Source organism: Thalassotalea agariperforans (genome assembly GCF_053470345.1).
Map to the genome: position 1 here is coordinate 57,995 of NZ_JBQMWH010000010.1, position 17,985 is coordinate 75,979.

Consider the following 17,985-nt stretch of genomic DNA (forward strand, 5'->3'; position numbering starts at 1 on the left):
AAATGCCACGAACTCAGACGTGGCATTTTTAAGTAAAATAAAATCAATAAACCTTAAAATTGACTATAGGTTATTCCTAGGTAAAAGGCACGATCTTGAGTGTTATAATACTTAGCTGTTTGATATTCTTTATTAAACGCATTTTCAACTTTTAACTGTACGGCTAATTTGTCATTAATTGGGTAACTAGCACGAAGGTTTACCAATTGATAACTGCCTAGTTTTTCAAAACCACTTGAGTCATAACGTTTGCCATTGAATTGATATTCAGCGTTTAGTGCAATACCGACAATATCTGTAGTTACGGCATAACTGAAACGTTCACGTGCACGGCGATCAAGTTGTTTACCCGTTGCTACATTTTCTGTATCGGTATAACTTGCATTCACTTGATGACTGAAATCACCCTGTGAGTATTGCGCTGTAAATTCAGCGCCTGATATTTCAACTTCATCAACATTTTGAGGCTGCCAAGCGCCTGTATCATTTGGCGCCCAGTTAATTAAGTTTTCAATATCAGATTGATAAACCGTAAAACCAAATTCAATGCTATTTACTTTACCTGTGTAAACCGCTTCTATGGTTTCAGACGTTTCCGCAATCAAATCAGGGTTACCTGCACTTGGCCAATATAAATCATTAAAGGTTGGTGCTTTAAAGCCAGTACCAATATTAACAATAAACCTGTGTTCTGAGTTGATATTGTAACCAGCACCAACATTGTAAGTCGTTTCTTCGTCAATAAATTCAACGTCGTCGTGCCTTAACGCTAATTCAAAATCAAAGCTTTCAAGTTGATAAAAACCATGGACAAATGCACCAAGTACTTCTCGCTCATCTTCAGCGTAAGATGTATCACTTGAGATACTTTCATTATAAAAATCAACACCTAAGTTTAATTGCAATTCATTACTATGTTGATAATTATTGACAATAGATAATTGATCTCGACGTGTTTGAATTAAGTTAGCATCGCCTTTTTCAATGTATGATGAGCTAGCCACTTCACCACCAAAATCTTTTCCTGAATCACGATTTTGACCTATAGAAATCGAAGTATGGTTTTTTTCACTGACTTGATAGTTAGCTTTAACTTGCCAAACATGGTTTTTAACTTCATTAATATTAGTACCCGAGCCATATTTAGGATCATACTCGCTTTCACCTTCAACAGCTGAAGCTAACCAATGTAAAGATAAGCCTTTATTTATCTGCTGTTGACCTTTAATTGAAACCGTTGTTTGATCATAACCGTCATCATCATCTTCAAAGGTCTCTAACACATTAAAACCATTTGATTTTTCGTGGTTAAACGATATAGTTGTTTGACCATCACCATGCTGAACACCAAAGCCTAAACGCGCTTGTTTAAAGTTATCTGTGCCTGTGGTCGCACCAATAAAGTACTCACCACCTTCAAGTTTACGTGTGAATATTTGAATCACACCGCCAATAGCATCAGAACCCCATAAAGCGGCTCGAGGCCCTTTAATAATTTCAATACGTTCAACCGTTTCTGGCGATATATTATTAATGTTCGTCGAACCAAGCGTAGCTGAGCTAATTCGAACACCATCAACTAACACTAAGGTATGGTTGGAATTAGCACCGCGCATGTAAATAGAAGATTGCTGGCCTTTACCGCCTTGCTCGGATAAATCAATACCAGCAGCTGTTGATAAAACTTCGGTAAGTGAAAGTGCTTGAGTATTTTCAATGTCACTGCGAGTAATGATAATTACACTCGCTAAGGCATCTTCAGCGTTAATTGCCGAGCGCGTTGCAGTAATCGTCATTTGTTCTATTTTATCATTTGATATTTCTGCTATGACACCAAACGAAGATAAGGTTAGTACGCTAATAAGCGCTGAAGAAATTAATGTTTTTTGCGTTTTTAATCTGTGTTTACTATTTAAGTTATGTAAGTTCATTTTACCTCGTCCTATGACGCCCACCGCATCATGTTGGTAAATAATGATTTTCTTAATCACTATTTACATGAAGAAAGTTGTAGGTAGTCGGGCTAATATTTTTCAACGGGCATAAAACACGTTAAAAACAATAATTACCGTTGCGGGGGCAGCGTTGAAATTTCATCAACTTCCCCTACTACTTTCAATTAATAACAGGCATCCTGCCCATAGACTAATGATCAGATAACGCTGATCTCGTTAAATCGATATCACGGCATAATTGTTCAACGCCAGTTAACATTCTGGGGCTAAATCTATGCAGTAAATCGGCATTTACGCGAATAAAAGCATTGGCTTTTACCGCTGGAATTTCCGGCCAGTTTTGCCATGCAATTTTAGGCTGCACGGTTTTTGATTTTTCATCCGGTAGAATAATCAATTGCGGTTGTGCCACCATGACATTCTCAATACTGATCAAGGGATAATCGGTTGGGTTGTTGGCAAAAACATTTTCCCCCTGACAGATCTCAACTAATTGATGGATCCAAGTATTTTTATTGATCGTCATCATAGGCTCAGGCCATAACTGATAAAACACTTTAATTTGCTGTTTACCTGCATTTTGCTGACGCAGCTTAGCTAATTTTTGTTCAAATTTAACCGCAACTTGCTCTGCCACTTCAGGCTTATTAACAATGCCACCAAAATAACGTAACTCTTTGGCAACATCGTCAATTTTATCAGGCTGACTATAAACAATATTCAGTCCTAACCTTGCAAGTTGTTCTAGATCTGTCGCTTTATTGCCAGATCGCCAAGCAAAAATAACATCGGGCTTTAACGCTAAAATATTTTCAACCTGCATGCCATAATAACCACCAACACGGGGAATAGCTTTTGCTGCTTCAGGATGATCAGCATAATCAACTGTACCAACAATTTGTTCACCAACACCCAGTTCAAATAACATTTCAACAATATGTGGTGCTAACGCAACTATTCGCATTGCAGATGCTGTTTTATCTGCCGATGCTTGTGCTAATGTACTTTGGCTAAAACCCAAACACAGGCTAAAAAGCAGTAGAAAAACACGCATTAATAATCAAAGCCTTTTTGCGCTTTTACGCCTGCATCAAAGGCATGTTTAACATTACGGACTTCGCTGACAGTATCCGCTAATTCAATTAATTTACGGTGAGCGGCACGGCCAGTAACAATCACTGACTGCATTTTTGGACGATTAGCGATAGCCGTAAGCACTTCTTCTAAATCAACATAATCATAGGTAACCATGTAAGTTAACTCGTCTAATAACACGACATTAACGCTTTCATCGGCAAGTAATTTTTTCGCGGCTTGCCAAGCTAATTGTGCCGCGGCTGTGTCTGATTCACGGTTTTGTGTTTCCCAAGTAAAACCAGTTTTCATATAAGTAAAAGGCACGCCAACACTTTCTAATAAGTTACGCTCGCCACATTCCCAGCCACCTTTAATAAACTGAACAACGCCCGCTTTTAAACCATGACCAACAGCACGAGTAACAACACCAAAACCTGAAGTAGATTTACCTTTACCATTGCCGGTGATCACTTGAAAAACCCCTTGCTCGGTTTGCGCTTTGGCAATGCGTTCATCAACTTTTTCTTTTAAACGTTGTTGGCGCGCTTGGTGTTTATCGGCTTTATTGGCATCGCTGTTAGCTTGGCTTTCATCAATATCAGCTTGCTCGTTTTTTTTCTCTGTCATGGTCATTCCAATAATTATCGATTTGCTTAATGTTCGTTTTTAATAATGTCGCTGATTTTATCTATCGCTAAATAGTCACGACAAACATCAGCAAGCTTGTTCAGTTGCTGTTCTCGATGACTATCTAAGTCAACATAGCTATCAAGTTTACAATCGGGTTTTAGCCAATTTAAGATCAGTTCTGTTACGGCAACTGAGTCAAACAAGCCATGTAAATACGTGCCGATGATTTGACCATCAGTAGAAATTACGCCGTCAATATGCTCCCCGTTAGGGTGATTATCAAAACTGACGATAGGTGTTAAATCACCGATATTGGTTGTAACACCACAATGAATTTCATAGCCGGTTATTGGGCAGCTTTTGGCATTAATAGTTAATGTCCCTGACACTTTAGTCAGAGTTTTATTGTCGGTAAGTTCAGTCGTCACCGCCAATAAATTTAAACCGTTGATTACTTGGGTAGCAGATTCAATACCATTAGGATCACTAATTGTTTGACCTAACATTTGATATCCACCACAAATGCCTAATACTTTGCCACCATAGCGACAGTGCTGCTGAATTTGCTGTTGCCAACCTTGTGACGTTAAAAAACTTAGATCGGCAATCACATTTTTACTGCCGGGCACTATGATCAAATCACAGGCTGGAATTTTTTCACCAACACGAACATAGCTTAAATTCACCTGCGGATTTAACCGTAAACTGTCAAAGTCGGTATGATTACTGATATGTGGTAACAATAAAACACAGAGGTGAAACTTCACTTGCTCTGCTTGTTTCGCTAGAACATTGTCAACGGCAATTGCATCTTCAGCATCCAGCGCTAACTCATGTAAATAAGGTAAAACTCCCAGTACTGGCTTACCGGTTTTTGCTTCTAACCAATCAAGCCCTGATTGTAAAAGTGCAATATCGCCACGAAAACGATTGATCACAAAACCTTTAACTCGCGCCTGCTCTGACTCACTTAATAACGCTAAGGTGCCAACTAAATGGGCAAAAACTCCACCTTTATCAATATCAGCAATGATGATCACTGGGCAGTCAACCGCTTCGGCATAGCCCATATTGGCAATGTCATTTTCTCGTAAATTAATTTCAGCTGGGCTACCCGCCCCTTCCACCATGATCAGATCAAAGTCATCAACTAAACGTTGATGAGACGCTAACACCGCCGACATCGCGACTTTTTTATAGTCGTGATAACTTTGTGCTTCCATGTTCGAAATAGCTTTGCCATGAATGATCACTTGTGCGCCAGTATCACTGTTAGGCTTTAATAAAATAGGATTAAAATCAACTCGCGCAGGTACTCTTGCCGCCACCGCTTGTAACGCTTGCGCACGGCCAATTTCACCACCATCTTCTGTTACGGCACTGTTTAACGCCATGTTCTGCGGTTTAAACGGCGCAACTTGATAACCTAAGTCAGAAAAAACGCGGCACAAGCCAGCTACCAAAGTACTTTTACCGGCATCCGATGTCGTACCTTGCACCATTAACGTTTTCATAGCGGCCAGCGATTTATTTGTTTTCAATCACTTTTCCCCACCAGGGTTTCACCGCTGTCACTGACGGTTTAATTTGTAACGGTGACTTCATGGTTAACGGTAAACCGGCAAAAACAAAATCCACTTGCACAGCCAGTTGCGCAATTTCTTGATGTAACCAACCCGCTTGATCAACAAATTCTCGCGATAACTCCCCTAATGGCACAATACCGTGACCAACTTCATTACTCACCAAAATAATATTGCTGTTTGAGGCTTCTAACGCGGCTAATAATGCGGCTTTTTCCTGCTGAAAATAAGCTAAATCATGCTGACACAAGCAATTACTCAACCACAAGGTTAAGCAGTCAATTAACAAACAAGTGTTGTCTTTATTATGCTGATTAATGGTGTCAGCTAACCGCAACGGGCTTTCAATTAATCGCCAAGTATCCGGTCGATTAGCTTGATGGTGTGCGATACGAGCCGCCATTTCTTCATCATCGGCTTTAGCTGTCGCAATATAAACCACTTCTTGTTTTGACGCTTTTGCTAACTGCTCTGCTAATCGACTTTTACCTGAACGGGCACCACCAATGATAAGGTGTACTTTAGCCATGAAAATTCCTGTTGTTTATTCTAAATAGAGTTAAAAATAATAAGCGATAAATAAATCACAAGTTCGCTGCCTATTTGCGCAGCCCCTAAACAATCACCGGTATAACCACCGAGTTGCTTGTTAAACCAAATTATCAATAACAGCCGAGTTATCAATAAAAAAACAATCAAAAGTAGCGCTTGTTCTAGGCTAACTTGCTGGCAAAAAACAGCCACAAATAACACCACTAAGCTGGTGAATAATAAAACCAGTAAGCTCGTCAATGATAGCTGATTCGCTATTGGCTTAACTTTTGATTTAGCATCCTCACTCACATAAGCCATACTAAAAATCAAACTGGTAGCCAGTGTACGACTTAGCGTATTAGCAAGTAACAAGACAAAACCAATATAAACGGCCGAGTTAGCAAGTACCAACAAACTTTGATATTTTAATAATAAAACCAAAACTAAAGCTGCAGCGCCATAAGTTCCTAAGCGGCTGTCTTTCATGATATTCAGCTTTTGCTCTACACTCCAACCACCACCAAAACCATCCCAGACATCAGCCCAGCCATCTTCATGGAAAGCCCCTGTTAACAACAAGTTGCAAGCCATTGTTAAAATAAGCGCAATTTCTAGTGGTAAAATTAATTGGGTTAAGTAAAAAACAAGCGCCAACAACCCACCAATAAAACAGCCGACCAAGGCAAAATAACGACTCGCCTCTGATAACATCGCCGGTTTTACCGTTTCAGGTAATGTCACAGGAATGCGGGTAAAAAAGCTCAATGCTAACAGCCAAAGCTGATATTGCTGTTTTAACATGACAATTGAGTTATTTAACACTAATTAACTCACCCTTTCGTTATCAACCACATTGGTAACCGCCGCTTGAGAAAAACTGGCCATCTCATTATAAAAACCAACAGCCGCTTGCAACAAAGGTAAAGACAAAGCCGCTCCGGTGCCTTCGCCTAAACGTAAACCTAAATTTAACAAAGGCTTAACATTTAAATAAGCCAACATTTTTTGATGCCCTTGCTCACCAGAGCAATGAGCAAAAATAAGATACTCTTTAATATTGGGGTTAATTTTTATCGCCACTAGAGCGGCGGCAGTACAAATAAAACCATCCACCACTACCGCAATTTTTTGCTCGGCAGCCGCTAACATAGCACCGGTAATTTGCACTATTTCAAAACCACCAATACTGGCCAATAAATCATAGGGATCCGCTAACTGCTGAGCATGTAAACTTAATGCTTGTGTCACCACTTGTTGTTTACGTAATACTACTTCTTCAGTTACGCCAGTACCTTTACCAACGGTTTTGCTCGCCGGTAAATTCATGATTGCTGACATGATGGCGGCAGCCACTGTCGTATTGCCAATGCCCATTTCACCAAACGCGATAAGATCACAGCCGTTGTTAACTTTTTCTGTAACTAGCGCTTTTGCATAACTAAAGCCTTGTTCAACTTGTGATTGGCTCATCGCTGGCGCTAAATTTATTGCTTGGGTAATATCGCCTAATCTTTGGCTAACCACCGCTAACCCAGACTTGGGTGGGATCAGGGTACCGGCATCAACCACGGTCATTTGCCAACCTAACTGCCGACAAAAAACATTAATAGCGGCACCACCATGCGCAAAATTAGCCACCATTTGGCTGGTTACTTCACTTGGAGCAATTGAAACGCCTTCAGCAGCAACACCATGATCGCCAGCAAAAACGATTAATTCCGGCTGTTTAATTTGAGCTGTAAAATCGCTGAAAGCTATCGGCTCTGACGAAATATTGTTTTGTTGCGCTAACTTTTTAGTTAATTGAATTTGGCACAACTGTTTAGCTAAATTTTCTAAATCACCTAATGCGCCTAGCGGCTTGGTTTTATCATCAATTTTCGCCTGTAGCTGACTATTATAAGCCTGAGTTAATGGTTCAATTAAAAACATACAATTCCAAAAAATAATGATTCAAAAAACTAAGTCGATTTATGCTTACGAAAATACAATAAGCTTAAAAAAAACAAGCTACCAATGGCTGCCGTGATCACACCAACAGGTAGTTCTTGATTGGTTAAAATTACCCGAGATAAAACATCTACCCAGATCATAAAAATACCACCCACTAAGGCGGTTAATAACAAGCCGGCACTGGTACCTTGAGAAATAAAAAAACGTACAATATGTGGGATCATCAAACCAACAAAACCAATTCCTCCACATAACGACACTAAAGTAGCTGTTAATAACGAACTTAATATCAACATCATCATGCGAAAACGGTTCACGTTGATCCCTAAGGTAGTTGCACTTTCATCACCTAATAACATGGCGTTTAATTGGCGACGATACGCCAACATAAAAATAATACATAAAGAGATAACAACTGCCGGAAACAATAAATTATCCCAGCTGGCCCGAGCAAAGCTGCCTAAGGTCCAAAATAAAATAGAGGTGACCGCTTGCGGATCTGTTAAATAAAGCATTAACGAGGTAAAAGAGCTAAACAAAAAAGAAAGTGCAACCCCTGCTAATAACATCGACTCAACCTGATGTGATTGTTTTGAGCCGGCAATCAGCAACAAACATAACATTGCCACTAAGCTGCCTAAAAAAGCCGCTACTGACATGGCAATACCACTATTTATTCCTAAAAGCACCACCAAAATCACCACCCCAAATGAGGCTCCTGATGAAATGCCAAACAAATAAGGATCGGCCAGCGGGTTACGGGTCACCGTTTGCAAAATTAGCCCAGACATCGCTAAGCCAGCACCAGCTAAAAAGGCTAATAAAGTACGCGGCATACGCAGTTGCCAAATGATTTTATCAACAAAAACATAAGGGCTAGTTTCAGCTTGATTGAGTAGTTGAGTTGAGAAGTTACTGAATAAATTTTCGATCACTTCCACAAAGGATATTTGCGCGGCACCAAAGGATAAGGCCAAGATAAAACTCAACAAACTCATCACTATTAATAAAACCACAAAAATATTGGCTTTTATATTCACCGAAGAGGCTTTAAGCATGGCTTTCCCCTTTTGGTGTATTTTCTAATCCTTGCTGATAACCATAAAAATAGGTGATATGAGGAATAGTTTTCTGCTCACTTTGTGGATGCACACTCACTTGGGCACAAACACCAAAAACTTGCGACAACATCTCGCTGGTGATCACCTCAGATGGTGTTCCTTGGCTGACTAATTTCCCTTGGTTTAAAACTAATAATTGATCACACATGGCGCTAGCTAAGTTGAGATCATGAAACGACGCCAGCACCGTAATACCTAATGATTTAGCTAGTTCCATGATTTGAATTTGATATTTAACATCAAGATGACTAGTCGGCTCATCCATAATTAGCAAACTTGGCTTTTGCACAATTGCCCGGGCAATTAAAGCACGTTGTTTTTCACCACCGGATAAATGCTCAAACGCTTGCTGACTTTTATTTAGCAAACCTACCTGTTCAAGTGCGGTATCAACTTCTTGTTGTTCTTGCTGTTTGTTCGCGGTAAATAAACCTTGATGTGGTACTAAACCTAAAGCAACCACATCATAAACCGACAAATTAAATTGGCTTGGTGATTCTTGTAACACAACAGCAACTTGTTGAGCATAATCACGCGGGCTAATTTGCCAAATATTTTGTTGCTGAAACAACACCGCGCCTTGGTTCGGTTTTAAATAACGGTACAAACAACGTAATAAACTTGATTTACCGGCACCATTGGGGCCCAACAAGCCAGTAAAGCTACCTGCGTTAATTGCAAAATTAATATCATCTAAAATCAGATGTTGCTCAGCCTGCCACGACAAATGCTGGCAAGTTAATAATGGTATTTGCTGTTGCGTTGGTAATTGTGTTTCTGTCACGTATCGGGTGCTTAATGTGCTAATAGTTTAAAAACGTAAATCATCAAAACAAGCACAGGCTGACAGCAAAACAAAAACACTCAAATAACTGCAAAATTAAGTTAATGTTTTTGAATACAATGTCCGAGTGACCCGCTCGACCTTGTTAGTTAGAAGCTTTAAGCCTCTTGATGATGGTATTTTGGTTGGTATCCTGACTGACAGCTTCCCGGCGCATTCCTTCCCAATGTTGACACATCAGTGGTTTAATATATATACGCTGCTCTGTTTACAGTTGCGGGCACAGTTGTGGAGTTTCACCACATTCCCTGAGTTTACTCTTCAATTAAATTTGCTAAGTAAAGCTCACCAAAACGATGGCGGCAATTATCCCTAGCTTGCGATGAGATAGCAAGTTTTGCGAAATGAATGGTTAAAAAATTATTTTTGGCCAAGCCTGTTGTTCTTCATGAAAGACATCAATACGAATAAGGCCGGCATAAGGGATATCAAATACCGATAAATGCTGACTTTGTTTTATATCTAACCCTACCACTCGCGCCAATACATGTTTGATCACACCAGCATGAGTTATCGCTAAACTATTACCCGCTGGTTTTTGTGTTAGCCAAGTTTGCCACCATGAATCAATGCGCTGACTAAATTCAGCCATACTTTCTCCATTTGGAGGTGTATGTTGCCAAGGGTTTTGCCAAAAATCACCTAACCTAATTTGTTCAGTTGAGGTTGATTGCCATAAAAATTCAAACGGCAGTCCATCCCAGTCACCAAAATTCATTTCTTTTAACAATGACGATGTTTGTAAGATCAGCTGCTGTTGTTTCGCAAACTGCTGTGCAAAAGTACAACAACGAGCTAAGGGCGAACTAAATAACTGATTGATTTGAGGTAACTGTTTTGCTGTTGCAGCTAATTGCTGTTCACCAACACTTGATAACAACAGGTCAGAGTGACCGGCTAAAACATGCTTTTGTTCAAGCTCACCATGGCGCAATAAATAGAGTGTATTTTGCAAATAAATACCTTTATTGTTGTTTTAACCAGTAGGTTAATTTCTCAAGCACTAAGTCTTTATCAATCGGCTTAGTTAAATAATCGTTCATGCCGGCAGCAAGACATTTTTCTCGGTCTCCTTGCATCGCATTTGCTGTCATCGCGACAATAGGAATACCGATATTATTATTACCTGCTTGCCCTTGTCTTATTTGCTCAGTAGCTTGGTAGCCATCCATAACAGGCATTTGGCAATCCATTAAAACTAATGAAAAGCTATGATCTTGGTTCAGCTTATCAAGTGCCTCTTGACCGTTGATTGCCACTTCACATGGCATACCTATTTTATCTAAAACACCTTTTGCCACCATCTGATTAACGCGGTTATCTTCAACTAATAAAACTTTACTATTATCAGGCCAATTGATGGTTAGCTCATCTGGTTTGTCTATCGTTTTATTTAAACTTTTTATATAGTGCTTGGTGATCAAAGGGTCAGCATTTGATAACGCTAAACCATCATCGACCATAATGTTTAACGCATTAAATAAGTCAGAGCTCGTTGTCGGTTTAGGAAAATAAGCACTAAAGCCTAGGTCGGCAAATAATTTGGCATCACCTTGTGCGTTCATCGACGTCATCATCACTAACTTCATAGCATTAAAGCGTAGATCTGCTTGCAACGCTTTAGCAAGCTGAGCGCCATCCATATCTGGCATTTGCATATCAACAATAGCAACATCAAATAAAGGCGTATTTGACTCTACTCGTTCAGTACAAAGCTCAAGCGCAGCTTTTGCACTCTCAACACATGAAGCTGTTATTTGCCAACTCGTTAATTGTTTACTTAATACTTCACGATTAGTTTGATTATCATCAACCACCAAAACCGACAAATTTTTAAGCTCAACCGACGGCATCAAAGGAATAACTTGCGATGATTTTCCTACTTGAACATCACAAATAAAAAGACAGCCTTGTCCTTCATCACTAATCAAACTAACGTCGCCAGCCATGCACTGACACAACTTTTTAACAATAGCTAATCCTAAACCAGTACCGCCAAACTTTCGTGTTGTTGATGAATCTACTTGGTTAAAACTTTCGAATAAATGCCGCTGGTTTGCTTTTGAAATACCAATCCCGGTGTCTTTAACACTAATACGCAAACGCCAATGCTCGGCATCATCCGGTATCAATGCCAACCTAATAAGTACTTCCCCTTGCTGGGTGAATTTAATCGCATTACTGACTAAGTTAGTGATGATTTGGCGAATACGATTAGGATCGCCAATAATTAAAGGCTCAACCACAGCAACACTATCAACAATTAACTCTAGGCCTTTATGTTCTGCTTGTTGTATTAAAGCATCAACACATTCACTTAACAGCGTATTGATATCAAAATTAATCTTTTCTAATTCAAGTTTGTTGGCGTCAATTTTAGAAAAATCTAAAATATCATTAATTAAAAACAATAAAGAATCAGCACTACTTTTTGCAACCGCCACTTGATGTTTCTGTGATGGTTCAAGCTCACTGTCAGCTAATAAATCTAACATGCCAACCACACCATTCATTGGCGTTCTGATCTCATGGCTCATGCTAGCTAAAAATTCATTTTTAACTTTTGAAGCTTGCTCTGCAACTTCTTTCGCTTTGGTTAAGGCTATTTCCGTTTCTACTCTATCGGTAATATCGTAATTCAAGCCAACAACGGTTTGAGAAACACCTGCTTTATTTTTTATAACCATAGCTAAAGCTTTGATATAACGAATATTGCCATTCGGTTGGATAACTCTAAATTGGGTATCAAACTTTTGTTTACCTTTAATGGCCAACTGTAATTCATGTGCCGCTCGTTCAATATCTTCTGGATGTAAACATTTTTCCCAAGCTTCATAAACACCGGTAAATTCAGTTTTATCAACGCCATATAAGCGGAACATCCAATCATCCCAAGACAACTCTTGCGTTAATACATTTAATTCCCAAACACCAATGCCGGCGGAATCTGCCGCTAAGTTCATCCGGCGATTTTTATCGATCATTTCTTGGGCGATTTTTTTCTTTTCGCTGATATCTTGAAATGAACCATAAAGTTTAACGCACTTGCCGTTTTCAAACTTCGCTTTACCATAAGAAGCTACCCAAATAGAGTTTCCTCTGGCGGTAACTAATTCAGATTCTGTTTCAAAAGGGATACCATCCTCAATCGTTTTTGCGACTAGGGCATTTATATTATCTCGACTTTCACCTTCTTTATAAAAATTGATAGCGGTAGCTAAGTCTGGTTGATATTCAAGCGGCACTTCATGGATTTCTTTGGTTACATCTGACCAAACAACTTCATTACTAATTAAATCAACCTCCCAAGCACCAATGCGCCCTTGGTGGCTCATTTCTTCCATTAAGATGTTTTGAGAAATCATCTTTTGTTGATTTTGTTCCCGTAATAGCTCATTGCCAATCCATTGAGAAATCAGCTGAATAAGCTCTAAATCATTACGGCTAAAAGGCCTATTATGAGCATCTGGACTACTAAAATTAAGGGTTCCATAGCGCTTACCATCAACAACAATTGGGCAACCAATATAACTTTCCAAGCCAAAATTTTCATAACAAGGGTGATTTTTTATCTCGCTTTCACCAACATGATCAAAGGCTATCGGTTTGTCAGCAAATAAAGTGTGAATACAATAAGTATTATCAACGTCGAAAGTAGCGCCGGTGGCTAATTCATTATTTGGTGATTGCGCATATTTAATGGTGTAAGTGTTATCAGCGATTTCGCTAATAATACCAAAGGGAAGATGAAAAAATTCACAACCTAGCGCTAATAACTGCTGCGCTTTATCGGTTAAATTAAGTTTGGGATCAGCAATAACGCCATGAATTTCGCCCAAGGCAAAGCTCATTTGTTTTTGTTCGGTAATTTCATTTTGAATCACCATATAACTGATCACTTTATCGCGATGCGAAATTGGCACAACCGTGGTATCTAACCAGTATTTACCACCTTTGGCATCCATATTACATAATTCATGTTTCCAGACCTCCCCTCGCTGAATATGCTCATGCATTTCATCGAATAAGGTTTTTGGATGTTCACCTGAACCCAAAACACCTTGGTGTTGGCCTAATATTTCTTGTTGGCTAAAGCCGTATAACTGGCAAAAGTTTTCATTAACATATTGAATTTTATGCTCAAGGCTAACCCTAAAAACAATAGAATGTTTATTAATGGCATATTCAAAGTCTGCAACTTTATTTTTTTCTTTTCTCAATTTTAGGTAACTTTCGCTAACAATAGAGGAAATACGTTGAAAAGAAAAATAGGTAAAAAAGGCTAAAAACAACAATGTCAGGAACCATAAAATCATAATTGCTTTTTCAATGGCATAAATATGTTTTGTTGACTCTGTCTCCATGGTTTTAACAATAAAGTCTAAACGTTCAAGTAATGCTTCAACTTGTTGCTCTTGCATTTCTAATTGAATATAGAAATTTACATCCGTAAAGTTTTTCGTTTGCGCTATTTTTATCGCATTATCAGAAAATTGCATTATCCGCTGATGTAGGGGATCTGCCGATTGAAAAAATAAGCCACGAATATTCACCAATAATGGCTCACTTCCGCTAATTAATTGATGGTGATTACTTTTAAGCTGATTAACAACCATAATGATTTTATTGGCGTAACTTGCAATATTTTCACCGGTAAGTAATGACTCTTTGTAGCGATAAACAGACAAGCTAAGTTTTTGAGATAACATCCGCTGCTGTCCTGCGATGTTAATCAATGAGGCATCTTTTTTTTGATCATTTATACACTGTTTTAAGGTAATAAAGGCGCCGGATAATAAAAGTAAAACCAAAAGCAAACTCAACACGTATGATTTTTTTACTTTTAATAGTAAATGTTGTAAACCCAGCATTTATATTCCCTAATTCCTACACACTAACCAACTCTGTTTACTATTGCATTTACATCAAATTTATTCCAGATTTTATTCTGAACCTTTATAAAATAATGGCTCTCCCTTTTAAGTTAAGTTAAAATCAACAACTGGTAAAATGGCCTGACAAAAAACCCAGCTATTTCATATATAAAAGACTAAAAGCAAGTTAACGCTAACACCTTATTTTAAAAGGCATAGCTATACTTATGGCTTTTTCTCTCGATCATTAAGTATATGCAGACAGATAAAAAATAGTTGTTATAATGTGTACTGTTTTTGATACCTAATAATACTAATAAAACATAAACGGTTATCAATTTTCAGACAAAAACTCTCAAAAATTAATTTAAGGATTGACGATATGTTAACCGGCACAACTGCGTGGCAAGAACTTGAAGCTCACTTTAGAGCAACGGAATCAGTTCATATGCGCGACCTATTCAAAGCAGATGACAAGCGTTTTGCTAACTTCTCTTTAACCGCAGGCGCAATTTCACTAGATTACTCCAAAAATCGTTTAACGGATGAAACATTACCTTTATTAATTCAATTAGCAAAAGACGCTAACCTTGAAAACATGCGCGATAAGATGTTTGCTGGTGAAGAAATCAACTTCACTGAACAACGTGCTGTTTTACATACCGCATTAAGAAACTTTTCAGGCAAGCCAGTATTAGTTGATGGCAAAGACGTTATGCCAGAAGTTACGGAAACCTTAGCGAAAGTTAAAGCTTATGTTGAAGCGGTTTCAAATGGTGACTTAACCGGTTATACCGGCAAAGCATTTACTGATGTCGTCAGTATTGGTATTGGTGGCTCGTTCTTAGGGCCAAAAATTATGTCTGAGGCGTTAAAGCCTTATCAACAAAAGCAACTAAAAGTACACTTTATTGCTAACGTTGACGCTTGTCATATCAGCGATGTTTTAGCAACATTAAACCCTGAAACGACTTTGGTGATCACCTCATCAAAAACTATGACAACTCAAGAAACCTTATGTAATGCCAATACCGCAAAAGACTGGTTCTTAGCCAATGCCCCTGTTGAAGCGGTAGCAAAACATTTTGCTTGTGTTTCTTCAAATATTGCCGGCGCTAAAGATTTTGGTATTCTAGAAGAAAATATTTTCCCTATGTGGGACTGGGTTGGTGGTCGTTATTCAGTATGGTCTGCTATCGGCTTACCATTAGCATTATCAGTAGGTTTTGATAATTACCAAGCTTTCCTTGAAGGTGCTTTTGAAATGGATGAGCACTTTCAAAGTGCACCATTAGAGCAAAACATGCCAGTAATCATGGCGTTATTAGGTATTTGGTACCGTAACTTTCACGGTGCACAATCACATGTGTTATTACCTTATTACCACTATTTACGCGGTTTACCAGCTTACGTTCAGCAATTAGACATGGAAAGTAACGGTAAAGCAGTTACTACCAATGATGAAAATGTTGATTATGCAACTGGCCCAATTATTTGGGGTAGCGAAGGTACTAATGGCCAGCATTCATTCCATCAGTTAATTCACCAAGGTGATACCTTAATTCCAGCTGATTTTATGTTGCCGTTAAAACCATTTCATGATGTCGCTAATCATCATGACATGTTAGCGTCTAACTGTTTTGGTCAAACACAAGCGTTAATGGAAGGGCAAACTCAAGCGCAAATTAAAGCGGCATTAAGCAATACCGGTTTGTCTGAAGCTGAAATTAACACCTTATCATTACACAAAGAAATGAAAGGCAATAAGCCAAGTAATACCTTATTATTTAACGAACTTTGCCCGAAAACCTTAGGTAACTTAATTGCCTTATACGAACACAAAGTATTTGTTCAAGGGGTAATTTGGCAAATTAACTCATTTGACCAATGGGGTGTTGAATTAGGTAAAGCTTTAGGTAACCAAGTATTAGCTAAAATTTCTGATAAAAACGCTGAATTGACAATGGATAGTTCAACTAATGCTTTAGTTGATATTTACCGTAAATCTCGCGGTTAATAAAACAGACACTAAAGCAAATTAAAAAAGCCCGATAACAGCAATGTTATCGGGCTTTTTTATTCACTAAGATTACAATTTACACATCAAACTCAATCTCGCAACTTCTACCTTGTACCTTGTACCTTGTACCTTGTACCTTGTACCTTGTACCTTGTACCTTGTACCTTGTATCTTGTATCTTGCAGCTTATTAAAGCTTAAACATGACGAACATGAAAAACATGCTCAACACCAGATATTGCATCTAACAATTGTTGAGTTGGTAATTGTTCAATATCTAAAATAGTATAAGCAATATCATCACGGCTCTTATTCACCATATCCAAAACATTAATGTTTAAGTCGGCTAATAAGTTAAGTACCGTACCTAAAACCTTAGGAACGTTATCGTTAGCAAACGTTATACGATAACCTGTGGTGCGCTCCATACTTACTGCTGGAAAGTTAACGGAATTAACAATATTGCCATTGTCTAAAAAATCCACCAATTGTTGCGCGCCCATTACCGCACAGTTTTCTTCGGCTTCAACAGTACTTGCCCCTAAATGTGGAAACAAAATCGCTTTTTCATGTTTAATCAATGCTTCACTAGGAAAATCGGCAATATAAGCGCCTAATTTACCGGTATCTAAAGCATTAATCACCGCCGCTTCATCAACTAATTCGCCACGTGCTAAGTTAATTAATTTAGCGCCATCTTTAATCGCAGCAAAGGCTTCGTCATTCATAAAACCACGGGTTGCTTCTAACATTGGAACATGTAAAGTAACAAAATCAGAGCGTGCTAATAATGAGTTTAAGTTGTCAGCTTTATTAACTTGGCTTGATAAGCGCCAAGCCGCTTCAACGCTTAATTTAGGATCATAACCAATAACTTTCATCCCTAAACTTAGTGCAAGATTAGCCACTTTTGCACCAATTGCGCCTAAGCCAACCACACCTAAGGTTTTGCCTTCTAACTCACCACCACCGTATTGTTTTTTACCGGCTTCTACTTTTTTATGTAGCTCATGGGCATCGGTTTCACCGGCTAATGAGTCAACATAATTCATACTTTGGGTAATACCACGTGAGCCTAATAATAAACTAGCACAAACTAATTCTTTCACGGCATTAGCATTCGCGCCTGGGGTATTAAATACCACAATACCTTGATGGGTATAATCGCTAACGGGAATGTTATTTACGCCGGCACCTGCACGAGCAATTGCCAAGACTGAGTCAGGCAAGGTTTCATCGTGTAATTTATGGCTACGTAATAAAATGGCATCAGGAGCGGCTTCGTCAGCAGAAACACGATAAGTATCTTTTGGGAAATGATCTAAGCCTTTGCTGGCTATATTGTTATACGTTCTAATTGTTTTCATATTGTCGACTTCTTATTTATTTTTATCG

General features: G+C 38.7%; 13 protein-coding genes and 2 riboswitches. Of the genes, 1 reads left to right on the forward strand and 12 read right to left on the reverse strand.

What is annotated here, in order from left to right; translation table 11 throughout:
- Positions 1-53 precede the first annotated feature (53 nt).
- From ACSLUO_RS12980 to ACSLUO_RS13030, 11 genes are all read right to left on the reverse strand, one after another.
- The gene (locus tag ACSLUO_RS12980; protein ID WP_448249045.1) at positions 54-1,931 is read right to left on the reverse strand and encodes a TonB-dependent receptor domain-containing protein; all 1,878 of its coding nucleotides are present in this window, start codon (positions 1,929-1,931) and stop codon (positions 54-56) included.
- Positions 1,932-1,992: 61 nt separating this feature from the next.
- Positions 1,993-2,149: riboswitch (cobalamin riboswitch) on the reverse strand.
- Positions 2,146-3,009 (reverse strand): cobalamin-binding protein, encoded by an 864-nt coding sequence (locus tag ACSLUO_RS12985; RefSeq protein ID WP_448249047.1) that lies wholly within the window; start codon positions 3,007-3,009, stop codon positions 2,146-2,148. It overlaps the preceding riboswitch by 4 nt.
- Entirely contained in the window at positions 3,009-3,659 is a 651-nt protein-coding gene (gene cobO, locus ACSLUO_RS12990; protein ID WP_448249049.1) for a cob(I)yrinic acid a,c-diamide adenosyltransferase, read from the reverse strand. The genes ACSLUO_RS12985 and cobO overlap by 1 nt, the downstream gene beginning before the upstream one ends.
- A 26-nt stretch (positions 3,660-3,685) precedes the next feature.
- Positions 3,686-5,176 (reverse strand): cobyric acid synthase, encoded by a 1,491-nt coding sequence (locus ACSLUO_RS12995; protein WP_448249150.1) that lies wholly within the window; start codon positions 5,174-5,176, stop codon positions 3,686-3,688.
- 13 nt (positions 5,177-5,189) lie between these two features.
- Positions 5,190-5,774 carry a bifunctional adenosylcobinamide kinase/adenosylcobinamide-phosphate guanylyltransferase gene (gene cobU / locus ACSLUO_RS13000; protein ID WP_448249051.1) on the reverse strand — a complete coding sequence of 195 codons (585 nt, stop codon included), beginning with the start codon at positions 5,772-5,774 and terminating at the stop codon, positions 5,190-5,192.
- Positions 5,775-5,794: 20 nt separating this feature from the next.
- The gene (locus ACSLUO_RS13005) at positions 5,795-6,601 is read right to left on the reverse strand and encodes an adenosylcobinamide-GDP ribazoletransferase (RefSeq protein ID WP_448249053.1); all 807 of its coding nucleotides are present in this window, start codon (positions 6,599-6,601) and stop codon (positions 5,795-5,797) included.
- A gap of 3 nt (positions 6,602-6,604) precedes the next feature.
- The gene (gene cobT, locus ACSLUO_RS13010) at positions 6,605-7,711 is read right to left on the reverse strand and encodes a nicotinate-nucleotide--dimethylbenzimidazole phosphoribosyltransferase (RefSeq protein WP_448249055.1); all 1,107 of its coding nucleotides are present in this window, start codon (positions 7,709-7,711) and stop codon (positions 6,605-6,607) included.
- Between the two features lie 29 nt (positions 7,712-7,740).
- Entirely contained in the window at positions 7,741-8,790 is a 1,050-nt protein-coding gene (locus ACSLUO_RS13015) for a FecCD family ABC transporter permease (RefSeq protein ID WP_448249056.1), read from the reverse strand.
- On the reverse strand, positions 8,783-9,637 hold the full coding sequence (locus ACSLUO_RS13020) for an ABC transporter ATP-binding protein (RefSeq protein ID WP_448249058.1): 855 nt from the start codon (positions 9,635-9,637) through the stop codon (positions 8,783-8,785). The genes ACSLUO_RS13015 and ACSLUO_RS13020 overlap by 8 nt, the downstream gene beginning before the upstream one ends.
- Positions 9,638-9,803: 166 nt before the next feature.
- A riboswitch (cobalamin riboswitch) is annotated at positions 9,804-10,005 on the reverse strand.
- A 44-nt stretch (positions 10,006-10,049) separates the two neighbouring features.
- On the reverse strand, positions 10,050-10,652 hold the full coding sequence (locus ACSLUO_RS13025; protein ID WP_448249060.1) for a histidine phosphatase family protein: 603 nt from the start codon (positions 10,650-10,652) through the stop codon (positions 10,050-10,052).
- 10 nt (positions 10,653-10,662) lie between these two features.
- The gene (locus ACSLUO_RS13030) at positions 10,663-14,568 is read right to left on the reverse strand and encodes a response regulator (RefSeq protein ID WP_448249062.1); all 3,906 of its coding nucleotides are present in this window, start codon (positions 14,566-14,568) and stop codon (positions 10,663-10,665) included.
- Positions 14,569-14,953: 385 nt separating this feature from the next.
- Between ACSLUO_RS13030 and pgi the strand changes: the two genes are divergently transcribed.
- Positions 14,954-16,588: a glucose-6-phosphate isomerase gene (gene pgi, locus ACSLUO_RS13035; protein WP_448249064.1), complete on the forward strand. Its 1,635-nt coding sequence runs from the start codon at positions 14,954-14,956 to the stop codon at positions 16,586-16,588.
- 199 nt (positions 16,589-16,787) lie between these two features.
- Here pgi and ACSLUO_RS13040 read toward each other — a convergent pair whose 3' ends face one another.
- Entirely contained in the window at positions 16,788-17,957 is a 1,170-nt protein-coding gene (locus tag ACSLUO_RS13040; protein WP_448249065.1) for a phosphoglycerate dehydrogenase, read from the reverse strand.
- Between the last annotated feature and the right edge of the window lie 28 nt (positions 17,958-17,985).